Raw genomic sequence first — 21,416 nt, 5'->3', positions numbered from 1 at the left:
CATTCGGGAGAGGAGCTCTTGTGAGCACGTTGATTGTTTCTTTGCCGCCGCGCGAGCCTGCCGTGCCGTTGCAGGAATGGCAGTGGCCCGAGCTGCCGTTCACGCTCGTCGACAAGGCCGGCCACGTGCAGCGCGCCGGCCGCGCCGCGCTGGCGCTGCTGCCGCGCGCGAATGCGACGGTGCTGATCGTCGCCGCGCGCGACGTGCTGCTGCTGGCCGCGACCGTGCCGCCGCTCAAGGGCCCGAAGCTGCGCCAGGCGCTGCCCAACATCGTCGAGGATCAGCTGATCCAGGATCCGCTCGGCTGTCACATCGCGCTCGATCCGGACGCGCTGCCCGACGGGCGCCGCGTGCTGGCCGTCGTCGATCGCGCGTGGTTCCGCACGATCTGCGAAGCGTTCACGGCGGCCGGCCACCGGCACCTGAGCGCGGTGCCCGCGACACGCTGCCTGCCGGCGCCGCACGCACCCGCCGCGCCGGCCGACGGCGAGGTCGATGTCGCGGCGGTTGCCGCGGACGCCGTCGACATGCCGCCGGCCCGCCCGGCGACGGTAGCCGCGGTGCTCGGCCTCGCGACGGCGGTCGAACCGGTGCTCGTCGAGGCCGGCGCGCTGCCGGCCGCGGCCGGTGCACCGCGCCTCGAACTCGCGGTCGCGCGCGGTGCGCTCGGCGAAGGCTTCGCGGCGCCCGCGTCGCGCGCGGCCGGCACGCTGGCCGCGCTCGCGGGCGGCGGCGACGTCGAACTGTACGAACTCGGCGAGCCGGGCGCGGAGCCGCGGCTCGCGTCGGTCGGCCGCGCCGACGGCCCGCTGCTGCCGGGTGCCGCGCCGCTGTCGTTCGACGCGTTCGCGCGGCGCGCGCTGACCGAGAAGTTCGACCTGTGCCAGTTCGAATTCGAATCGCAGCCGTGGCGCTTCGATCGCGCGACGGTGAAGCGCCTGCGCGTGCCGCTCGCACTCGCCGCGGCGACGCTCGGCGTGGCGGTGATCGGGATGAACCTGCACTGGTGGAAGCTGTCGCGCGAACGCGATGCGCTGTCGGCGCAGATCACCGAGACGCTGCTGTCCGCATTCCCGAAGACGACGACGGTGCTCGATCCGCCCGCGCAGATGCAGCGCCAGCTCGATCAGCTGCGCGTGGCGGCCGGCGAGCTGTCGCCGAACGATTTCCTCGCGCTGTCGAGCGGGCTGTCGCGATCGATGGGTGCGCTGCCGCTGAACGGCATCGCGTCGCTCGACTATCACGACCGGCGGCTCGACGTCGGCTTCAAGCCGGAGGTCAAGGTCGATCCCGATTTCACGCAGCGCCTCGCGCGTAACGGACTGTCCGGCGAAGTCGACAGCAATACGGGCAAATGGACGATCCGGAGCCGCTCATGAAGACGGAACAACTGAACCAGACGCTGGCCCAGTTTTGGGGCGAGCGCTCGCCGCGCGAAAAAATGCTGCTCGGCTGGGGCGGCGCCGTGCTGGTGGTCGCGATCGCGTATTCGGTGCTGTGGTCGCCCGCGCAGGAAGGCCGCGCGCGGATCCAGCGCGAGCTGCCGACGATGCGCCGCGAGCTCGCGCAGATGACCGCGCAGGCGAACGAGGCGAAGTCGCTGGCGGCCGCCGCGCAAGGCGTGGCACCGACCGGCCTCGCGCTGAAGGACGCGCTGACCGCGTCGCTGTCCGATCACGGGATGCAGGGTGCGCAGGTACAGATCGTCGGCAACGGCGTGCAGATCCAGATGAAGAACGTGTCGTTCCCGGCGTGGACGCAGTGGCTCGACGATGCGCGCCGGCAGTTCAAGGTGCAGGTCGGCGAGGCGCATGCCACTGCGCTGAAGGACGACGGCCAGGTCGACCTGACGGCCGTGATGCAACCGTCTACGCAGAAATGACGCAGTGGATGACGCAAGTGGCGGTCGGCCGATGAGGCCGGGGATCAGGCGGCTCGCCACCGCATTGCCGTGGGTACTGGCGGGCGGACTGGCGACGGCGGTGACGCTCGTCGCGCTCGCGCCGGCCGCGTGGATCGCGCCGCAGTTCGCGCGCGCGACCGGCGGGCACGTGAATCTCGTCGATCCGGACGGGTCGCTGTGGCATGGTTCGGGCACGCTGATGCTCGCGCCGGGGGCCGACCAGAGCGCGGCGACGCTGCTGCCGGGCCGGGTCGAATGGACCACGGGCTTCTGGCCGCTCCTGACCGGGCGCGTGCAGATGCGCATGCGGCAGACCGACGCGATGCCGGATGCGGTCACGCTCGATGCGACGTGGCGCGGCGCGGTGTTGTCGGCGGGCACGATGGCCGTGCCGGCGTCGCTGCTCGCGGGGCTCGGCACGCCGTTCAACACGCTCGACCTGCAAGGCGACGTGCGGCTCGGCTGGAGCGACTGGCGCCTGCTCGGCAACAACGCGTTCGGCCAGCTGACGGTGACGATCGACTCGATGAGTTCGCGCATCTCGCGCGTGAAGCCGCTCGGTTCGTACCGCGCGGTGCTGCAGGCGAAGGGGGCCGGCGCCGATCTCGACCTGTCGACGACGCATGGCCCGCTGTTTCTCGACGGCCACGGCAACTTCGGCCCCGGCCAGGGATCGTTCCGCGGCACCGCGCATTCGGCGCCCGAGCAGCAGGCGAACCTCGCCGGGCTCCTGAACCTGCTCGGCCACCCGATCGGGAACAACGAGGTTTCGCTGATCTTCGGCGACGCGCAGCGCTGACGCGCGCGTCGCCCTTTCCTTCCTACTTCTGCGCGAGCGGCGCGGCGACCGACGGTGCGGTGGCCGCCGGCGCGGCCGCACCGGACGCCGGCACGGGTGCGGGCGCCGCCATGTCGCCGTTCTCGCGCGCCATCTCCGCGACGTTCCACCCGCCGCCGAGCGCCTTCACGAGCCCGACCGACGACACCATCCGCTGGCCGGCGATCGTCGCGAGCTTCTGCTGCGCGGTGAACGCGGTGGTCTGCGCGGTCAGCACGTTCAGGTACGCGACCGTGCCGGCCTTGTACTGGTTCGTGACGATCGCGAGCGCGTGCTCGGCGCTGTCGACGGCCTGCCGCTGCACGTCGATTTCCTGCGCGAGGATGCGTTGCGACGCGAGGTTGTCCTCGACGTCCTGGAATGCGGTGAGCACCGCGAGGCGGTACGCGGCGACGTCCTGGTCGTAGGTCGCACGCGCGGCGTCGGTCTGCGCGGCGCGCAGCCCTGCGTCGAACAGCGTGGCCGCGAGCTGCGGGCCGACCGTCCAGAAACGCGCCGGCAGCGTGAACAGCTGCGACCACACCGAGCTCTGGAAGCCGCCGGTGGCCGACAGCGTCAGGGTCGGGAAGAACGCCGAGATCGCGACGCCGATCTGCTCGTTCGCAGCCGCCGCACGGCGCTCGGCCGCCGCGATGTCGGGCCGGCGTTCGAGGATCGCGGACGGCACGTCGACCGGCGTGATCGGCGGCTCGGCCGCGAGCGGATTCGGCGGCAGCGAGAAGGTCGACGCCGGTTCGCCGATCAGCGTCGCGATCGCATGCTCGTACTGCGCGCGTGCGACGCCATTGTCGATCGACGCCGCCTGCGCGCTTTGCAGTTGCGTCTGCGCCTGGATCACGTCCGCGCGCGCGGCGACGCCCTGCGCGTACTGGTTCTGCGTGAGCGTCAGCGATCGCTGGTACGACTTCACGGTGTCGTCGAGCAGCTTCTGCAGCGCATCGGACGTGCGCAGCTGGTAATAGGTTTGCGCGAGCAGCGCCTGCTGCGACAGCCGCGCGTTCGCGAGATCGGCCGCGGCCGCCGCTTCGCCGGCGCGTTGCGCGCTGACGGTACGGCTCACCTTGCCCCACAGGTCGGGTTCCCAGCTCGCGTCGAGACCGACGCTGTAGCTGTTGTTGATCGAACCGGACGAGCCGCTGCCGAAACCCGACGACGAACCCGACGATACCGACGTGCGCGGCGTGCGGGCGCGCGAGCCCGACGCGGTCAGCCCGACGGTCGGGAAGTACGCGGCACGCGCCTCGGTGACGAGCGCGCGCGCCTGCCGGTAAGCGGCCGCCGATTGCGCGATGGTCTGGTTCGATGCATTGAGCTTGCCGATCAGCGCATCGAGCTGCGGATCGTTGTAGACCGTCCACCACGGGCCGCGATCGGTGCGGTCGGCGGGTTGCGCGACCTTCCAGCCGGCCGGCGCTTCCTTGTATGCGGCGGGGATCGACGTGTCGGGCCGGTGATAGTCGGGCCCGACGGCGCAGCCGGCGAGCAGCACGGCCGTCGCGACGGCGACGGCGGCGCTCAGCGGGCGAAGGGCGCGCGGGAGGGAGGCGTACGGCATGGTGATTTTCCTGTCTGGGCGCGACGTCCGGCGAGCGGCGTCGCGCGATGCGGTCGTCGTGCCGCTGGCGGACAAATGGTAACTGACGGCGGGATAGCTGCGCAGCCCAAAGGGTACGGTGCGCGGCGACAGGAATGTGTTACCGGCGCGAGCGGCCGGTTTACCGGCCATTACGGCTCGCGGGCCGGAAGACGGGCGGGCGGTGCCGGCCGTGCGGGGCGCGGCCGGGGTTCGGGACGGAACCCGGACGAAACAGTCGGGAAGGCAGGCGGAAGGCGCGCGCCGTCAGTGGCAGCGCGCGGGCAGCGGGAGCGGTTCGGCGGCGGGCCGCCATGTCGACGGCTCCGTCGCGGCCGGCTGGCCCGTGCGGCGCGCACCGTCTTTCGCGTTGCGCTGCCGGCGATGATCGAACCATGCCACCCCGAGCGCCGCGAGCGAGCCGCCCGGCACCACCAGCATCGTCACGTACAGCGCGATCTTCCAGCCGCGGTGCGGCCCGGAAAACACATGGTGAGCGGTATCGGTCAGGTTGCGGCGCAGCGCGCCGGCGGCATTTTTCAGGAACAGCATCGCGAACGTCCTCGGGTGCCCGGCAGCGCGGGCGAATCGGTCAGAACATAGTCTCCGGCAGTGCAACATGCACGTCGTAACTGGTAGTCTCGAATAATATTGACTAAGCAATCAATTTTCAAGATACTGGGCGCGTTCAAATCCGAAACGCACTATTGCTGCGCGCGCAATCGCATGACCGGCGGCCTCTACGATCCCGAGAACATCACGCTGGAAACGAGCCTCGGCTATTACCTGTCGAAGGCGAAGCAGGCGCTCGTCGAGCGGATGGATCGCGCGCTCGAGCCGCTCGACCTCACCGCGCAGCAGATCGGCGTGATCCTGCTGCTGGCGCGCGGTTATGCGCGTACACCGTTCGAGTTGTCCCGCAAGATGTCGTACGACAGCGGCTCGATGACCCGAATGCTCGACCGGCTCGAACGCAAGGGGCTGATTGCCCGCTCGCGCAGCGAGCAGGACCGCCGGATGATCGAGCTGACGCTGACCGAACGCGGCGCCGAAGCTGCCCGTGCGCTGCCGTCGCTGATCGCGACCGCGCTCAACGCGCAGCTCGACGGTTTCTCGGCCGACGAGCTTGCGACGCTCACCGGCCTGCTGCAACGCTTCATCGCCAACGGGCCCGGCACCGCCGGTTGCCCGAAACCCGACGACGAAGCGGACTGCTGATGTGCGCGGAGGCCCCCATGTCTAGGTTAAGCGTTCGCTTATTTATCTGTCTGGGCAGAAGATGACAGGGCACGCGCTCCCCTTTTCCCTTTATCCGTTCCACCCGGCCGGGCTGCGCTGCGGCGCACACCCGTGCGTTGTGCCGGCGCGTCGCGCGCGCCGCGTCTAGGAGATTTCGATGTCCGCCACCACGGCATCCGCCGCCTCCCCCGCCGCCGAACCCGCGCCGCTGTCCGGCGGCGCCCTCGCGCTGCTCACCGTCGGGCTGGCGCTCGGCACCTTCATGGAAGTGCTCGACACGTCGATCGCGAACGTCGCGGTGCCGACCATCTCGGGCAGCCTCGGCGTCGCGACGAGCGAAGGCACCTGGGTGATCTCGTCGTACTCGGTCGCGTCCGCGATCGCGGTGCCGCTTACCGGCTGGCTCGCGCGGCGCGTCGGCGAGGTGCGGCTGTTCACGCTGTCGGTGCTCGCGTTCACGATCGCGTCGGCGCTGTGCGGCCTGGCGACCAACTTCGAGACGCTGATCGCGTTCCGGCTGCTGCAGGGCCTCGTGTCGGGGCCGATGGTGCCGCTGTCGCAGACGATCCTGATGCGCAGCTACCCGCCCGCGAAGCGCGGGCTCGCACTCGGGTTATGGGCGATGACGGTGATCGTCGCGCCGATCTTCGGCCCGCTGCTGGGCGGCTGGATCAGCGACAACTACACGTGGCCGTGGATCTTCTACATCAACCTGCCGATCGGCATCTTCTCGGCGACCTGCGCGTATTTCCTGCTGCGCGGCCGCGAGACGAAGACGACGAAGCAGCGGATCGACGCGATCGGCCTCGCGCTGCTCGTGATCGGCGTGTCGTGCCTGCAGATGATGCTCGACCTCGGCAAGGACCGCGACTGGTTCAACTCGACGTTCATCGTCGCGCTCGCGCTGATCGCGGTCGTGTCGCTCGCGTTCATGCTCGTGTGGGAGGCGACCGAGAAGGAACCGGTGGTCGACCTGTCGCTCTTCAAGGACCGCAACTTCGCGCTCGGCGCGATGATCATCTCGTTCGGCTTCATGGCGTTCTTCGGCTCGGTCGTGATCTTCCCGCTGTGGCTGCAGACGGTGATGGGCTACACGGCGGGCAAGGCCGGCCTCGCGACCGCGCCGGTCGGCCTGCTCGCGCTCGTGCTGTCGCCGCTGATCGGCCGCAACATGCACCGGCTCGACCTGCGGATGGTCGCGAGCTTCGCGTTCATCGTGTTCGCCGGCGTGTCGATCTGGAACTCGACGTTTACGCTCGACGTGCCGTTCAACCATGTGATCCTGCCGCGTCTCGTGCAGGGGATCGGCGTCGCGTGCTTCTTCGTGCCGATGACGACGATCACGCTGTCGAGCATCTCCGACGAGCGGCTCGCGAGCGCGTCGGGGCTGTCGAACTTCCTGCGCACGCTGTCGGGCGCGATCGGCACCGCGGCCAGCTCGACGTTCTGGGAGAACGACGCGATCTACCACCACGCGCGGCTGTCGGAATCGGTGAGCGTGTATGCGCAGAGCACGACCGACTACCAGGGCGCGCTGTCGCAGCTCGGCATCGTCGGCCAGCCGGCCAACGCGCAGCTCAACCAGCTCGTCACGCAGCAGGGCTTCATGATGGCGACCAACGACTTCTTCCTGTTGTCGGCCTTCATGTTCGGCGCGCTCGCGGCGCTCGTGTGGATCACGAAGCCGAGGAAGGGGGCGGGGCCGGCGATGGGGCATTGAAATCGGCAAGCTGTTCGAGGGTGACGCATGAAGTTGCTGCTCGATACACGCCTGCTTCTTTGGGCGGCAGCCGGTGCGGCCGAACTGCCCGCCCGTGCCGGTGCGCTCATCGAGGATCCCGCCTGTACACCGCTTTTCAGCGTCGCGAGCCTCTGGGAGATCGTCATCACGCGTGGTCTGGATCGCGACGATTTCCAGGTGGACCCAAACGTGCTCCGTCGCAATCTCCTCGATGTCGGCTACGTGGAATTGCCGATCACGAGCGCACACGCACTTGCAGTCGAACAACTGCCGTCGATCCATCGAGATCCGTTTGACCGTCTCCTGGTCGCGCAGGCGATCTCGAAAGGCATTACGCTGCTTGCGCACGACCCTACCGTCGCCCGCTATCCGGGCCCGATCAGGCACGTCTGAGTGCGCCGGGCATCGCCCGGCCGTCACGCCCTCGCCCGCAACCCGCCGAACGCCAGATCGTCGCCGGGTGCGATGGGCAGCGTCGCCCGCGCGACGTCGAGCCACGCGCGCGCCGCGTGCGACAGATACCCCTTCTTCAGCCAGCCGAGCGCGATCGCCCACGTGATTTCCGGCTCGACGATCGGCCGGCACGTGAACTGGCCCGCGTCGAGCCGCCGGCAATACGGCTCGGGCAGCAGCGCGATGCCGACCCCCGCATGCACGAGCGCGGCCATGAAATCCCAGTGGCCGCTGCGGCTCACGATCGACGGCGTGAAGCCGGCCTGCCGGCACGCGTCCAGCACCGCGTCGTGCAGCGCGAGGCTTTCCGCGTAGAACACGAACGACTCGCGCGCGAGATCCGCGAGCGGCACGGCCGCGTGATCCTCCCAGCGCGACTCGCGCGGCGCGACGAGCCACAACGGCGCACGCACCATCGGCAGCCGCTCGAAGATGCCGGGATCCACCGGCTCCAGCAGCCCGCCGAGTTCCAGTTCACCCGACGTCAGCGCGGCCTCGATCATCCGCGCGCCCTGCTCGAACAGCTTCAGCTCGATGTTCGGGTAGCGCTGCTTGTACGCGGCGATGATCGGCGTGAACAGCGAGCCGCCGAGCGGCGGGATGCCGATCGTCAGCTCGCCGCGCCCGAGCGTGCCGAGATCGTTCAGCTCCGACTGCAGCTGCGCCTGTGCGGCGAGCACGTCCTGGCCGCGCTGGAACACGATCCGCCCCGCGTCGGTCAGCACCATCTGCCGACCGTCCCGCAGCAGCAGCGGCGAACCGATCTCGTCCTCCAGCGCCTTCACCATCTTGCTGATGGTCGGCTGGGTCACGAACAGCCTGTCGGCGGCCGCCGTGAAGCTCTGCTGGCGAACCACCTCGACGAAGTACCGCAGTGCGCGCAATTCCATCGATCACTCCCCAGATTGGTGCAACGAACACAATCAGAATTCCGAATTGGAATGATAAGGATAGAGACAAGTCATTTTATTTATGGTTAGGGGAAACCCTATACTCCTCCCATCAACGCAATATCTGTATGGAGCCTGCCATGACCAAGCCGACCGCTACTGCCGCCGCCCGCCCCGCCGCTTCGGGCAGCATTGCGCACACGGGCCGGATCGTGCTGCAGGCCGCCGCGCTCGGCGTGCTGTGGATGGCGGTCGACTGGGCCGTGCGCAGGATCGGGCTGCCGATTCCGTCCGGCGTGATCGGCCTCGCGGTACTCCTCGTGCTGCTGTTCTCGGGCCGCGTCGCACCTGCGTGGGTGAAGGACGGCGCGAACTGGCTGTTGTCCGACATGCTGCTGTTCTTCGTGCCGGCCGCCGTCGCGGCCGTGCAATACGGCGGGTTGTTCCGCGAGGACGGCTGGCGCATCGCGCTGGTGATGCTCGCCGGCACCGCGTTCGTGATGGTCGCGGTGGCCGTCGCGGTCGACCTCGCCGCAAAGCTCGAGCGCCGGCTCGCCGCGCAGCGCGCGTTCGCCGAACGCCGCCGCGCGCGCCTCGCCACCGTGTCCGCCCACTGAGCCGGAGCCTGCCATGTTGCCGCTGCTGTCGAGCCTCTCCGCCGACCAGGTGAATACCGCGATCTCGGTCGGCTGCTTCGTGCTGACGGTCGCGCTGTATTTCGCGTCGAAGCGGCTCTACGCGTACAGGAAGACACTGCTGTTCTCGCCGCTCGTGTTCGTGCCGGGCGTGCTGGTGCTGCTCGTGCTGCTGACCGGCATCCCGTATTCGGTCTACTTCCGCGACACGCGCTGGCTGATGTGGCTGCTCGGCCCGGCGACGATCGCGTTCGCGGTGCCGATCTACGACTATCGCGACCTGATCCGCCGCCACTGGCTGTCGCTGTCGGTCGGCGTCGCGGTCGGGATCGGCGCGGGCGTGTGCGGCTCGCTGCTGCTCGCGAAGCTGCTGCACCTGTCGCCCGAGCTGCAGCGCTCGCTGATGACGCGCTCGGTCTCGACCCCGTTCGCGCTCGCCGTCTCCGACAAGATCCATGCGCCGAAGGACCTCACCGCCCTCTTCGTGATCGCGACCGGCATCTGCGGGATGCTGCTCGGCGAGATCGTGCTCGCGCTGGTGCCGATGCGCACGCGGCTCGCGCGCGGTGCGCTGTTCGGCGCGGCCGCCCACGGCGTGGGCACCGCGAAGGCGCGCGAGATCGGCAGCGAGGAAGGCGTCGTGTCGAGCCTCACGATGATGATCGCGGGCGTCGCAATGGTGCTGATCGCGCCGCTGCTGTCACTGTTGCCGATCTGACGTCGTTCGGGCGGGCGCCACGGCTCGCCCTCCCACCGTTCCTCGCCTTTCCCGCCTGACGGAGCGCCGGCCCGGCCGGTTTCCCCCGCCGTTCCTGCCCTGCATCGAGCCGCGCCGGCCGACAATCGGCTGAGATAGCCGCAAATCCCCCCTCTTTTCCGCCCATCAGGCTCGGCCCGGATGCCGAACAATGCATGCTACGAGACATCACGCACGCATCCACATGGCCTCCACGACCGCAAACCCGACCGCCGACAAGCCGGCTTCGTCCGGCAAGTTCAAGCGCATCGCGCTCATCGCCGTCATCGCGCTGGGCGCGGCGGCCGCCGCAGCCGGCGGCATGTACGTGTTCCTGAGCAAGGCAGGCGTCGGCCATGCGAGCGCGCCCGCCGAGCCGGCGCCGCTGGCCGCGCCGGTGTTCTTCCCGCTCGACCCGTTGACCGTGAACCTGCAGTCCGACGACGGCGCGCAGCACTACCTGCGTGTCGGCCTGTCGCTGAAGCTCACCGACCCGAAGGCGCAGGAGCAACTGACCGCGCGGATGCCGGAGATCCGCAGCCGGATCCTGCTCGCGCTGTCGAACAAGCATCCCGAGGATCTGGCGACGCCGGACGGCAAACGTTCGCTCGCGAAGGAACTGCGGGAACTGATCGAACAGCCGACGCAGCCGGGCAACCAGCGCGCGAAGGTCGACGACGTGCTGTTCACCGAATTCGTCGTCCAGTAACGCGGCCGCGAAAGGAGCGCGTATGGGCCACCAGGAGTTCATGTCCCAGGAGGAGGTCGATGCCCTCCTCAAGGGCGTCACGGGCGAAACCGATTCGGTCGACGAGCAGCGCGACACGTCGGGCGTCCGCCCCTACAACATCGCGACGCAGGAGCGGATCGTCCGCGGCCGGATGCCCGGCCTCGAGATCATCAACGACCGCTTCGCGCGCCTGTTGCGGATCGGCATCTTCAACTTCATGCGGCGCACGGCGGAAATCTCCGTCAGCCAGGTGAAGGTGCAGAAGTACAGCGAGTTCACCCGCAACCTGCCGATCCCGACGAACCTGAACCTCGTGCACGTGAAGCCGCTGCGCGGCACGTCGCTGTTCGTGTTCGACCCGAACCTCGTGTTCTTCGTCGTCGACAACCTGTTCGGCGGCGACGGGCGCTTCCACACGCGCGTCGAGGGCCGCGATTTCACGGCCACCGAGCAGCGGATCATCGGCAAGCTGCTGAACCTCGTGTTCGAGCACTACACGACCGCGTGGAAGAGCGTGCGGCCGCTGCAGTTCGAATTCGTGCGCTCGGAGATGCACACGCAGTTCGCGAACGTCGCGACGCCGAACGAGATCGTGATCGTCACGCAGTTCTCGATCGAGTTCGGGCCGACGGGCGGCACGCTGCACATCTGCATGCCGTACTCGATGGTCGAGCCGATCCGCGACGTGCTCGCGTCGCCGATTCAGGGCGAGGCGCTCGAAGTCGACCGCCGCTGGGTGCGCGTGCTGTCGCAGCAGGTGCAGGCCGCCGAGGTCGAGCTGACCGCGAATCTCGCCGAGATCTCGTCGACCTTCGAGAAGATCCTGAACCTGCGCGCGGGCGACGTGCTGCCGCTGGAGATCGAGGACACGATCACCGCGAAGGTCGACGGCGTGCCGGTGATGGAATGCGGCTACGGAATTTTCAATGGTCAATATGCGTTGCGCGTGCAGAAGATGATCAGCGCGGGCGACGCGATGAAGGAAGGTGGATATGAGTGAGCTGAACCAGACGCCCGAGGACGACGCGCAAGCAATGGCCGACGCGGCCCTCGCGGCCTCGGCCGCCGCCGCGCAGGCGGCACCGGCCGCAGCGGAGGAAGATCCGGGCATGGACGACTGGGCCGCCGCGCTCGCCGAGCAGAACCAGCAGCCGGTGCAGCCGGGCGCGACGGGCGCCGGCGTGTTCCAGCCGCTGTCGAAGGCCGCGGCCAGCTCGACGCACAACGACATCGAGATGATCCTCGACATCCCGGTCAAGATGACCGTGGAGCTCGGCCGCACGAAGATCGCGATCCGCAACCTGCTGCAGCTCGCGCAGGGTTCGGTCGTCGAGCTGGACGGCATGGCCGGCGAGCCGATGGACGTGCTCGTGAACGGCTGCCTGATCGCGCAGGGCGAGGTGGTGGTCGTCAACGACAAGTTCGGCATCCGCCTGACCGACATCATCACGCCGGCCGAACGCATCCGGAAGCTGAATCGATGAACGTGGCGAAGCCCGGCCGCCGTGCGCGCGTCGCGAGCGCGGTGGCGGCTGTCGCGGCCATCGCGGCGTCGCTCGCGTGCGCACCGGCCGGTGCCGCCGACATGAACGCGGTGAACCACGCCGGGGCGATCGCGTCGAGCGTGACCGTCGGTTCGGCCGCGCCGTCGCTGGGCATCGGCGCGGTGCTGCAGACCCTCGTCGGGCTCGCGGTCGTGATCGGTCTCGTGTTCGCGTGCGCGTGGCTCGCGCGTCGCTTCGGCTTCCAGCACGTGCGCCGCGGCGGCCCGCTGAAGGTCGTGTCGAGCGTCGCGGTGGGCGCCAAGGAAAGCGCGACGATCGTCGAGATCGGCGACACCTGGCTCGTGCTCGGCGTCGCGCCGGGCAACGTGCGGCTGCTGCATGCGCTGCCGGCCGGTTCGGCGGCGGCCGGCGCGACGACCGCCTCGACCGGCGCACCTTCCGGCGCCGCACCGTCCGAAGGCGGCCTGCCCGGTACGTTCGGCTCGCGGTTTCGCGACGCGCTCGCGGGCGAAGCCGCGAAGCGCCTCGGTCGCGGCAAGGACCGCTGACATGGCACCGCGCCCTCTTTCCGACTCCGCATTTCGATGAAACACGCATTCCTGCATCGCGCGGCGCGCTTCGCGCCCGTGCTGATCCTCTGCCTCGCCCCCGCGCTCGCCTGCGCGCAGGCGAACGGCCTGCCCGCGTTCAACGCGAGCCCGGGCCCGCACGGCGGCACCACCTATTCGCTGAGCGTGCAGACGATGCTGCTGCTCACGATGCTGTCGTTCCTGCCGGCGATGCTGCTGATGATGACGAGCTTCACGCGCATCATCATCGTGCTGTCGCTGCTGCGCCAGGCGCTCGGCACCGCGACGACGCCGCCGAACCAGGTGCTCGTCGGCCTCGCGATGTTCCTCACCTTCTTCGTGATGTCGCCGGTGCTCGACCGGGCCTACAACGACGGCTACAAGCCGTTTTCCGACGGCTCGATGCCGATGGAGCAGGCCGTGCAGCGCGGCGTCGCCCCGTTCAAGACCTTCATGCTGAAGCAGACCCGCGAGACCGATCTCGCGCTGTTCGCGAAGATCTCGAAGGCCGCGCCGATGCAGGGCCCGGAAGACGTGCCGCTGTCGCTGCTGGTGCCGGCGTTCGTCACGAGCGAGCTGAAGACCGGCTTCCAGATCGGCTTCACGGTCTTCATCCCGTTCCTGATCATCGACATGGTCGTCGCGAGCGTACTGATGTCGATGGGGATGATGATGGTGTCGCCGTCCACTGTGTCGCTGCCGTTCAAGCTGATGCTGTTCGTGCTGGTCGACGGCTGGCAGCTGCTGATCGGCTCGCTCGCGCAGAGCTTCACGTAAGCCGCGGAGGAAACGCACGATGACGCCCGAACAGGTGATGACCCTCGCGCACCAGGCCATGATGGTCGGCCTGCTGCTCTCCGCCCCGCTGCTGCTGGTCGCGCTCGCGGTCGGCCTCGTCGTGAGCCTGTTCCAGGCCGCGACGCAGATCAACGAAGCGACGTTGTCGTTCATCCCGAAGCTGCTCGCGGTGGCCGCGACGCTCGTGATCGCCGGCCCGTGGATGATGACGACGATGCTCGACTACCTGCGGCAGACGCTGCTGCACGTCGCGACGCTCGGCGTCGGCTGAGCCGCCCGCGCACGATCCGGCGGCGATGTTCTCGGTTACCTACGCGCAGCTCAACGGCTGGCTCACGGCGTTCCTGTGGCCGTTCGTGCGGATGCTCGCGCTCGTCGCGACCGCGCCCGTCGTGGGCCACGCATCGGTGCCCGCGCGCGTGAAGATCGGCCTGGCCGCGTTCATGGCGCTGGTCGTCGCGCCGACGCTCGGCGCGATGCCGGACGTCACCGTGTTTTCCGCGCAGGGCATCTGGATCCTCGTCACGCAGTTCCTGATCGGCGCCGCGATGGGCTTCACGATGCAGATCGTGTTCGCGGCCGTCGAGGCGGCCGGCGACTTCATCGGGTTGTCGATGGGGCTCGGCTTCGCCACCTTCTTCGATCCGCACACGAGCGGCGCGACGCCCGTGATGGGCCGCTTCCTGAATGCGGTCGCGATGCTCGCGTTCCTCGCGGTGGACGGCCACCTGCAGGTGTTCGCCGCGCTCACCGCGTCGTTCCAGTCGCTGCCGGTGTCGGCCGACCTGCTGCACGCGCCCGGCTGGCGCACGCTCGCCGCGTTCGGCACGACGGTGTTCGGGATGGGGCTGCTGCTCTCGCTGCCGGTGGTCGCGGCGCTCCTGATCACGAACCTCGCGCTCGGCATCCTGAACCGCGCGGCGCCGCAGATCGGCGTGTTCCAGATCGGCTTTCCCGTCACGATGCTCGTCGGGCTGTTGCTCGTGCAGCTGATGGTGCCGAACCTCGTGCCGTTCGTGTCGCACCTGTTCGACATGGGGGTCGACGCGATGGGGCGGGTGCTGATCGGCTGGCGGTGAGCGCCGCCCTCCCCCGTTCCCGGCCTGTTCCGGCCCTCCGTTGCTGGAAAACCCCTAAAGGTTCCACTGTCTCGCGAAAGGTTGCAGAAGGTTTCGCCTCCCTATACTCGTCGTGACGATGCAGCAAGCATCGCGCCAGACGAATACAACGAACGGAGACGACCCGATGCGACCCATCCTGCGCACCCTCGCCGTGGCAGCCAGCCTGAGCTGCGCGCTCGCCGCTCACCCCGCCTTCGCCGACGACGGCGGCAAGATCACGATCATGGTCGGCGGGATCGCGAAGCTGATCTACCTGCCCGCGCGGCTCACGCAGGAGCTCGGCTACTTCAAGGCCGAAGGGCTCGATGTCGAGCTGCTGTCGCAGCCGGCCGGCGTCGACGCCGAGAACGAGCTGCTCGCGGGCGCCGTGCAGGGCGTCGTCGGCTTCTACGACCACACGATCGACCTGCAGAGCAAGGGCAAGGACGTGAAGGCGATCGCCGTGTTCGGCCAGGTGCCGGGCGAAGTCGAGATGGTGTCGACCAAGGCCGCGCCGACGTTCAAGTCGATGGCCGACGCGAAAGGCAAGACGCTCGGCGTGACGGGCCTCGGCTCGTCGACCAGCTTCCTCACCCAATACCTCGCGCTCGCGCACGGCGTGCCGTCGACGCAGTACACGATGCTGCCGGTCGGCGCCGACGCGAGCTTCATCGCCGCGATCAAGCAGGGGCGCATCGACGCCGGGATGACGACCGAACCGACGGTGTCCGCGCTCGAGAAGATGGGCGACGCGAAGGTGCTGGTCGACCTGCGCACGCTGGAAGGCACGCGCGCGGCGCTCGGCGGCACCTACCCGGCCGCGAGCCTGTACGTGCAGTCGGCCTGGGCCGATTCGCACAAGGCTGAAGCGACCAAGCTCGCGCACGCGTTCGCGAAGACGATGCAGTTCATCCACACGCACAGCGCCGACGAAATCGCCGCGAAGATGCCGGCCGACTACCAGAAGGACAAGGCGCTGTACGTGAGCGCGCTGAAGGCGTCGCTGCCGATGTTCACCGCCGACGCGAAGATGCCGGCCGACGGCCCGGCGACCGTGCTGAAGGTGCTGTCGGCGTTCAACCCGTCGGTGAAGGGCAAGCACATCGACCTGACGCGTACCTACACGAACGATTTCGTGAACGCGAAATAAGCAGCGGCGCCGGCGGCGGCGATCCCGCCGCCGTGCGTTCCCCGTTCCGGCCCGTTTGACCGGCCCGGCGTCGCGTCACGATGCGACGCTCTCCTCACCCGCAGGACGAATGCGATGAACCAGGCAGTCTCCCCGAGCACACCGGCGATCGAGTTTCGCAACGTGTCGTGCCGCTTCATTTCGCCGGAAGGCAAGGCCACCGTCGCGCTGCGCGACTTCAGCATGAGCGTCGCGCGCGGCGAGTTCATCGCGATCGTCGGGCCGACCGGCTGCGGCAAGTCGACGACGCTGAACCTGATCACCGGGCTGCTCAAGCCCGCGTCGGGCGAAGTGCGCGTGATGGGCCGCCCGGTCGACGGGATCGATCCGCGCATCGGCTTCGTGTTCCAGGCCGACGCCGTGTTCCCGTGGCGCAACGTGATCGACAACGTCGCGGCGGGCCCGCTGTTCCGCGGCCGCTCGAAGGACGTCGCGTATGCGCAGGCCGAGGAATGGATCCGCAAGGTCGGCCTCGACAAGTTCACGAAGCACTACCCGCACCAGCTCTCCGGCGGGATGAGGAAGCGCGTCGCGCTGGCGCAGACCTTCATCAACCAGCCGGAAATCCTGCTGATGGACGAGCCGTTCTCCGCGCTCGACATGCAGACGCGCACGCTGATGCAGGACGAGCTGCTGCAGCTCTGGTCCGCGAACAAGGGTTCGGTCGTGTTCGTCACGCACGATCTCGAGGAGGCGATCGCACTCGCCGACCGCGTGTTCGTGCTGACCGCTCGCCCCGCGACGCTCAAGCGCGTGTACGAGATCGACCTGCCGCGCCCGCGCGTCACGTCGGAAATCCGCTACGACGCGCGCTTCATCGAAATTTCCAAGGACATCTGGCACGACCTGCGCGAAGAAGTGCAGATCGGCTGACAGCAGCAAGGACAGGATAGGACAGGAGCATGACCGACATGACGCTTCCCCCCACCGCCATTCCGGCGAAGTCGCTCGACGACGAGTCGCGCGCTGCGCAAACCCGGCTGCGCCGCCGCCGGCAACTGATCATCGGCCTGCGGATCGCCGTGCTCGTCATCGTGCTGGGCGGCTGGGAACTCGCCGCGCGGCTCAAGTGGATCGATTCGTTCTTCTTCTCGCAGCCGACGCTGATCTTCGCGCAGATCCAGGACTGGATGATCAACGGCACGTCGCAGGGGCCGCTGCTCACGCAGGTGTGGGTGACGCTCGAGGAAACCACGATCGGCTTCCTGATCGGCTCGGTGGCCGGCGTGATCTGCGGGATCGTGCTCGGCCGCAACAAGCTGATGGCCGACGTGTTCGGCCTGTACATCCAGATCGCGAACTCGATTCCGCGCGTCGTGCTCGGCTCGATCTTCGTGATCGCGCTCGGCCTCGGGATGGCGTCGAAGATCGCGCTGGCCGTGGTGATGGTGTTCTTCGTCGTGTTCGGCAACGCGTTCCAGGGTGTGCGCGAAGCCGACCGCTACCTGATCGCGAATGCGCAGATCCTCGGCGCATCGCGCCGGCAGATCACCACGTCGGTCGTGATTCCGTCCGCGCTCTCGTGGATTCTCGCGAGCCTGCACGTGAGCTTCGGCTTCGCGCTGGTCGGTGCGGTCGTCGGCGAATTCCTGGGTTCCAAGCAGGGCATCGGTTTGCTAATCTCCACCGCCCAGGGCGCGTTCAACGCGAGCGGCGTGTTCGCGGCGATGATCGTGCTGGCGGTGGTCGCGCTGGCCGCCGACTACCTGCTGACGTGGCTCGAGAAGCGGCTGCTGAAGTGGCGCCCCGCGGCGTTCTGAACGCCGCAGACGGACGCCTGACATGACATTCCCGACCGCGCCGGTGCTCCCGGCGCGGTTCGGCATTTCGGAGAAGGAGCGCAACAGGATGGCGCACAGCCTGCGCGGGCGATTGCTGTGGTGGCTGCTGCTGCCGCTCGCGGTGTTCGTGCTGATCGCCGGCGCGATGTCGTACGACACCGCGCGGACCACGGCCGCGCTCGTGCAGGACAGCGCGCTCGTCGCGTCCGCGCGCACGATCGGCGAGGACATCGAATGGCGCAACGGGCTGCCGGTCGCCGACGTGCCGCCGGCCGCGCTGGAGATCTTCGAATCGCCGTCGCGCGATTCGGTGTTCTACAAGGTGATCGACGGCCACGAGCGCCTGCTTGCGGGCACGCCGGTGCTCGACGTGCCGGCGCGGCACGGCGTCGAGCCGACGCTGTACGACACGTCGCTCGACGGCGTGCCGCTGCGCGCGGTGGCCTACGATCGCCAGCTTTACGACGAGGGTCAGGTCGAAACGGTCACGGTGGTCGTCGCGAAGACGACGCGCTCGCACCGCACGATGGTCGCCACGATCTGGCGGCCGCAGCTCGTGCGCCTGTCGCTGATGCTGATGCTCGCGATGGGGCTCGTGTACCTCGGCCTCACCTTCGAGATGCGCCCGCTGATGAAGCTGAAGGACGACGTGGCCGACCGCGGGCCGATGGAGCTGGAGCCGATCCGCCCCGAGCGGCTGCAGAACGAGCTGCGGCCGATCGTCGATGCGATCAACCAGTGCATCGCGCGGCTGAACATGCACACGGCCACGCAGCGCCGCTTCATCGCGGATGCCGCGCACCAGCTGCGCACGCCGATCGCGGTGCTCGACACACAGATCCAGTACGCGCAGCGGCGCGGGCACGACGATCCGGAACTGGCCGCGGTGCTCGACAGCATGCAGCGCAGCAGCCGCAAGATGGCCGCCGTGACCGACAAGCTGCTGCTGCTCGCGCATGCGGAGGCCACGCCGTCGACGCTGCTGACCCATCGCGTCGATCTCGCGGCCGTGGTGTCGAGCGTGCTCGAGGAAACGATCGTGCTCGCGCAGCAGCGCAATATCGATCTCGGCGCCGATCTCGGCGAGCGGCTCGACGTCGCGGGCAGCGACAGCCTGCTGACCGCGCTGGTGATGAATCTCGTCGACAACGCGGTGCGCTACACGCAGCCCGGCGGCTGCGTGACGGTGGCCGCACGCCGCGACGGCGACGCGATCGTGCTCGACGTGGTCGACAACGGCCCCGGCATCCCGGCCGAAGCGCGGCCGCACGTGTTCAAGCGGTTCTACCGCGTGTCGGCCGACACCGAAGGCTCGGGCCTCGGGCTCGCGATCGTCCGCGAGATCGCGCAGGCGCACGGCGGCAACGCGTCGCTCGCGCCGGGGGCCGGCAATCGCGGTATCGTCGTAACCGTGCGGCTGCCCGCATACGACTGAAGAGATGGGGCCATGAAACTCCTGCTGGTTGAAGACAACGCCGAACTCGCGCACTGGATCGTGAACCTGCTGCGCGGCGAGGATTTCGCGGTCGATTCCGTCGGCGACGGCGAGCGTGCCGACACGGTGCTGAAAACCGAACGCTACGACGCGGTGCTGCTCGACATGCGCCTGCCCGGCATCAGCGGCAAGGAAGTGCTCGCGCGGCTGCGGCGCCGCAACGACAACGTGCCGGTGCTGATGCTGACCGCGCACGGCTCGGTCGACGACAAGGTCGACTGCTTCGGCGCCGGCGCCGACGATTACGTCGTGAAGCCGTTCGAATCACGCGAGCTGGTCGCACGGATTCGCGCGCTGATCCGCCGGCAGGCCGGCGTCGGTACCACGCAGCTCGTGTGCGGCGATCTCGTTTATGCGTTCGGCACGCGCGAATTCCGCTGCGGCGAAACGGTGCTCGCGCTGCGCCGCCGCGAGCACGCGATCCTCGAGACGCTGATGCTGCAGCAGAACAAGACGGTCTCGAAGGCGCGGCTGATGGACAGCGTGTTCGCGCTCGACGACGAGCCGAGCGCCGATGCGATCGACATCTACATCCACCGGCTGCGCAAGCATCTCGCGGGCAGCACGGCCGAGATCATCACGCTGCGCGGGCTGGGTTACATCCTGCGCATGAAGAGCGCGCAGGACTGACGGGCGCTCGACCGTCGCCCGGAACGGCACGCCGATTCGTAGCACGAAACGTATTCGACGCCAGCCGGATGCCCGGCAGGCCCGCCTTCGCACGCCTCTCCGGTCCGCGATTGTTGCGCGTTCGGTGTTTTCACCGATCCGATTCTTGCGTCCGGGAAAGCGTCGTGAAGGATTACACCCTCTACGATGCTACGCGTCGGCCCTCTCGCTGTGGCCGGCAAGAATCGGCATACATTACGTACTGCCAACGACCAGATTCCAATGCGGCAGCTCGGAGGAGACGATCTTGAAACGAAAAACCCTTGCCCTTTCCATCGCGGCGGCTGGCCTGTGCGCCGGCACCCAGGCGCACGCGCAGTCGAGCGTGCAGCTCTATGGGCTGATGGACCTGAGCTTTCCGACCTACCGGACCCACGCCGACGCGAACGGCAATCACGTGATCGGGATGGGCAACGAAGGCGAGCCGTGGTTCAGCGGCAGCCGCTGGGGCCTGCGCGGTGCCGAAGACATCGGCGGCGGCACGAAGATCATCTTCCGCCTCGAAAGCGAATTCGTGGTCGCGAACGGCCAGATGGAAGACAGCGGCCAGATCTTCGACCGCGACGCGTGGGTCGGCGTCGAGGACGAGCGCTTCGGCAAGCTGACGGCCGGCTTCCAGAACACCATCGCGCGCGACGCGGCCGCGATCTACGGCGATCCGTACGGCACGGCGAAGCTGTCGACCGAGGAAGGCGGCTGGACCAACTCGAACAACTTCAAGCAGATGATTTTCTACGCGGCCGGCCCGACCGGCACGCGCTACAACAACGGCATCGCGTGGAAGAAGCTGTTCAGCAACGGCATCTTCGCGAGCGCCGGCTACCAGTTCAGCAACTCGACCCAGTTCGCGACCGGCTCCGCATACCAGGTCGCGCTCGGCTACAACGGCGGGCCGTTCAACGTGTCGGGCTTCTACAACCACGTGAACAACGGCGGTTTCACGAACCAGACGTTCTCGGTCGGCGGCAACTACACGTTCGACATCGTGCGCCTGAATGCCGGCTACTTCCGCTACAACGGCGACCAGGGCCCGCTCGGCCAGCGCCACGACGATTCGTGGACGGTGTCGATGAAGATCGCGCCGAAGGGCGCGCTCGACTACGAGCTCGGCTACCAGCAGATGCGCATCAAGAACGCCGCGAACAACTCGGACGGCTTCACGCCGAACGCGAACCTCGGCGCGTTCAGCCTGACCAACGGCGTCAGCAACGGCTTCAAGGAAACGATCTACGGGTCGGTGTTCTATCACCTGAGCAAGCGCACCGAAGTGTACCTGGCCGGCGACTACATGAAGCTGCACGGCGGCTACACGGTGTCGTCGACGTTCGGCGCGAAGAACCAGCTCGAACTGACGTCGGGCATCCGCACGCGTTTCTGACCCGAGGTTCGGCCATCCGGGCGGGGCGCGTCGCCCCGCCTTTCCCTCCATCCGGGATTTCTCCATGCGGGCACGCCGGCGCTTTGCGCCGACCGTGCCCTTTTTTTCGTCCTTTCCGCGGCGCCCCGGGGTGCCCGGAAAACGGCTGCGGGCCGCCCGGGCGACAACCGGCCCGAAGCCGCTTGCGGCCCGTC

The 21,416-nt window shown here is 68.4% G+C and carries 24 protein-coding genes; 21 read left to right on the top strand and 3 right to left on the bottom strand.

Translation table 11 applies throughout. From position 1 onward, the window contains the following. Nucleotides 1-20 precede the first annotated feature (20 nt). Genes gspL through VK92_RS04320 form a run of 3 tightly spaced genes read left to right on the top strand, consistent with a single transcriptional unit; the run spans nucleotide 21 to nucleotide 2,702 of the window. Complete coding sequence (gene gspL, locus VK92_RS04330) at nucleotides 21-1,379, top strand: type II secretion system protein GspL (RefSeq protein ID WP_048023995.1); 1,359 nt, start codon at nucleotides 21-23, stop codon at nucleotides 1,377-1,379. Next, nucleotides 1,376-1,882: a type II secretion system protein GspM gene (gene gspM / locus VK92_RS04325; protein ID WP_048024054.1), complete on the top strand. Its 507-nt coding sequence runs from the start codon at nucleotides 1,376-1,378 to the stop codon at nucleotides 1,880-1,882. The genes gspL and gspM overlap by 4 nt, the downstream gene beginning before the upstream one ends. A 31-nt stretch (nucleotides 1,883-1,913) precedes the next feature. Next, entirely contained in the window at nucleotides 1,914-2,702 is a 789-nt protein-coding gene (locus VK92_RS04320) for a type II secretion system protein N (RefSeq protein ID WP_048023996.1), read from the top strand. A 22-nt stretch (nucleotides 2,703-2,724) separates the two neighbouring features. On the opposite strand, the gene VK92_RS04315 is transcribed toward VK92_RS04320, so the two are convergent. After that, nucleotides 2,725-4,296: an efflux transporter outer membrane subunit gene (locus VK92_RS04315; RefSeq protein ID WP_048023997.1), complete on the bottom strand. Its 1,572-nt coding sequence runs from the start codon at nucleotides 4,294-4,296 to the stop codon at nucleotides 2,725-2,727. Between the two features lie 285 nt (nucleotides 4,297-4,581). Continuing rightward, nucleotides 4,582-4,866 carry a hypothetical protein gene (locus tag VK92_RS04310; RefSeq protein ID WP_048023998.1) on the bottom strand — a complete coding sequence of 95 codons (285 nt, stop codon included), beginning with the start codon at nucleotides 4,864-4,866 and terminating at the stop codon, nucleotides 4,582-4,584. A 174-nt stretch (nucleotides 4,867-5,040) separates the two neighbouring features. Between VK92_RS04310 and VK92_RS04305 the strand changes: the two genes are divergently transcribed. From VK92_RS04305 to VK92_RS04295, 3 genes are all read left to right on the top strand, one after another. Further along, a complete protein-coding gene (locus VK92_RS04305) occupies nucleotides 5,041-5,532 on the top strand; it encodes a MarR family winged helix-turn-helix transcriptional regulator (protein ID WP_027788745.1) in 492 nt (163 codons plus the stop codon). Nucleotides 5,533-5,710: 178 nt separating this feature from the next. Next, a complete protein-coding gene (locus VK92_RS04300; protein WP_048023999.1) occupies nucleotides 5,711-7,273 on the top strand; it encodes a DHA2 family efflux MFS transporter permease subunit in 1,563 nt (520 codons plus the stop codon). A gap of 27 nt (nucleotides 7,274-7,300) precedes the next feature. Then, nucleotides 7,301-7,687, top strand: coding sequence for a type II toxin-antitoxin system VapC family toxin (locus VK92_RS04295; protein ID WP_048024001.1), 387 nt, complete (start codon nucleotides 7,301-7,303; stop codon nucleotides 7,685-7,687). Between the two features lie 23 nt (nucleotides 7,688-7,710). Here VK92_RS04295 and VK92_RS04290 read toward each other — a convergent pair whose 3' ends face one another. Beyond that, nucleotides 7,711-8,637 (bottom strand): LysR family transcriptional regulator, encoded by a 927-nt coding sequence (locus VK92_RS04290; protein ID WP_021162230.1) that lies wholly within the window; start codon nucleotides 8,635-8,637, stop codon nucleotides 7,711-7,713. Nucleotides 8,638-8,777: 140 nt separating this feature from the next. Between VK92_RS04290 and VK92_RS04285 the strand changes: the two genes are divergently transcribed. From VK92_RS04285 to VK92_RS04215, 15 genes are all read left to right on the top strand, one after another. Further along, complete coding sequence (locus VK92_RS04285) at nucleotides 8,778-9,254, top strand: CidA/LrgA family protein (RefSeq protein WP_048024003.1); 477 nt, start codon at nucleotides 8,778-8,780, stop codon at nucleotides 9,252-9,254. A gap of 13 nt (nucleotides 9,255-9,267) precedes the next feature. Beyond that, complete coding sequence (locus VK92_RS04280) at nucleotides 9,268-9,990, top strand: LrgB family protein (RefSeq protein WP_048024005.1); 723 nt, start codon at nucleotides 9,268-9,270, stop codon at nucleotides 9,988-9,990. Nucleotides 9,991-10,180: 190 nt separating this feature from the next. Beyond that, the gene (gene fliL / locus VK92_RS04275; protein ID WP_048024006.1) at nucleotides 10,181-10,717 is read left to right on the top strand and encodes a flagellar basal body-associated protein FliL; all 537 of its coding nucleotides are present in this window, start codon (nucleotides 10,181-10,183) and stop codon (nucleotides 10,715-10,717) included. Between the two features lie 22 nt (nucleotides 10,718-10,739). Continuing rightward, nucleotides 10,740-11,738 carry a flagellar motor switch protein FliM gene (gene fliM / locus VK92_RS04270; RefSeq protein ID WP_021162234.1) on the top strand — a complete coding sequence of 333 codons (999 nt, stop codon included), beginning with the start codon at nucleotides 10,740-10,742 and terminating at the stop codon, nucleotides 11,736-11,738. Beyond that, nucleotides 11,731-12,222 (top strand): flagellar motor switch protein FliN, encoded by a 492-nt coding sequence (gene fliN, locus VK92_RS04265; protein WP_021162235.1) that lies wholly within the window; start codon nucleotides 11,731-11,733, stop codon nucleotides 12,220-12,222. Before fliM ends, fliN begins: the two co-directional genes overlap by 8 nt. Continuing rightward, nucleotides 12,219-12,791: a flagellar biosynthetic protein FliO gene (gene fliO, locus VK92_RS04260; protein WP_048024007.1), complete on the top strand. Its 573-nt coding sequence runs from the start codon at nucleotides 12,219-12,221 to the stop codon at nucleotides 12,789-12,791. Before fliN ends, fliO begins: the two co-directional genes overlap by 4 nt. Before the next feature lie 36 nt (nucleotides 12,792-12,827). Further along, entirely contained in the window at nucleotides 12,828-13,589 is a 762-nt protein-coding gene (gene fliP / locus VK92_RS04255; RefSeq protein ID WP_027788754.1) for a flagellar type III secretion system pore protein FliP, read from the top strand. 19 nt (nucleotides 13,590-13,608) lie between these two features. Next, on the top strand, nucleotides 13,609-13,881 hold the full coding sequence (gene fliQ / locus VK92_RS04250; protein ID WP_021162238.1) for a flagellar biosynthesis protein FliQ: 273 nt from the start codon (nucleotides 13,609-13,611) through the stop codon (nucleotides 13,879-13,881). A gap of 25 nt (nucleotides 13,882-13,906) precedes the next feature. Continuing rightward, nucleotides 13,907-14,689, top strand: coding sequence for a flagellar biosynthetic protein FliR (gene fliR, locus VK92_RS04245; protein WP_048024008.1), 783 nt, complete (start codon nucleotides 13,907-13,909; stop codon nucleotides 14,687-14,689). A 166-nt stretch (nucleotides 14,690-14,855) separates the two neighbouring features. Beyond that, nucleotides 14,856-15,860, top strand: a complete 1,005-nt coding sequence (locus VK92_RS04240) for an ABC transporter substrate-binding protein (protein WP_048024056.1) — start codon at nucleotides 14,856-14,858, stop codon at nucleotides 15,858-15,860. A 114-nt stretch (nucleotides 15,861-15,974) separates the two neighbouring features. Next, nucleotides 15,975-16,772 (top strand): ABC transporter ATP-binding protein, encoded by a 798-nt coding sequence (locus VK92_RS04235; protein WP_048024009.1) that lies wholly within the window; start codon nucleotides 15,975-15,977, stop codon nucleotides 16,770-16,772. A gap of 29 nt (nucleotides 16,773-16,801) precedes the next feature. After that, the gene (locus tag VK92_RS04230; protein ID WP_122982930.1) at nucleotides 16,802-17,659 is read left to right on the top strand and encodes an ABC transporter permease; all 858 of its coding nucleotides are present in this window, start codon (nucleotides 16,802-16,804) and stop codon (nucleotides 17,657-17,659) included. A gap of 88 nt (nucleotides 17,660-17,747) precedes the next feature. Beyond that, the gene (locus VK92_RS04225; protein ID WP_048024061.1) at nucleotides 17,748-19,115 is read left to right on the top strand and encodes a sensor histidine kinase; all 1,368 of its coding nucleotides are present in this window, start codon (nucleotides 17,748-17,750) and stop codon (nucleotides 19,113-19,115) included. 12 nt (nucleotides 19,116-19,127) lie between these two features. Continuing rightward, entirely contained in the window at nucleotides 19,128-19,805 is a 678-nt protein-coding gene (locus tag VK92_RS04220; RefSeq protein ID WP_047851516.1) for a response regulator, read from the top strand. A 286-nt stretch (nucleotides 19,806-20,091) separates the two neighbouring features. Next, nucleotides 20,092-21,222: a porin gene (locus VK92_RS04215; protein WP_048024012.1), complete on the top strand. Its 1,131-nt coding sequence runs from the start codon at nucleotides 20,092-20,094 to the stop codon at nucleotides 21,220-21,222. Nucleotides 21,223-21,416 lie beyond the last annotated feature (194 nt).

Source organism: Burkholderia sp. LK4 (assembly GCF_001043615.1).
GTDB classification, from domain to species: domain Bacteria; phylum Pseudomonadota; class Gammaproteobacteria; order Burkholderiales; family Burkholderiaceae; genus Burkholderia; species Burkholderia cepacia.
Note: the sequence above shows the minus strand (reverse complement) of the source record. Positions and strands in the feature narration are given on the sequence as shown.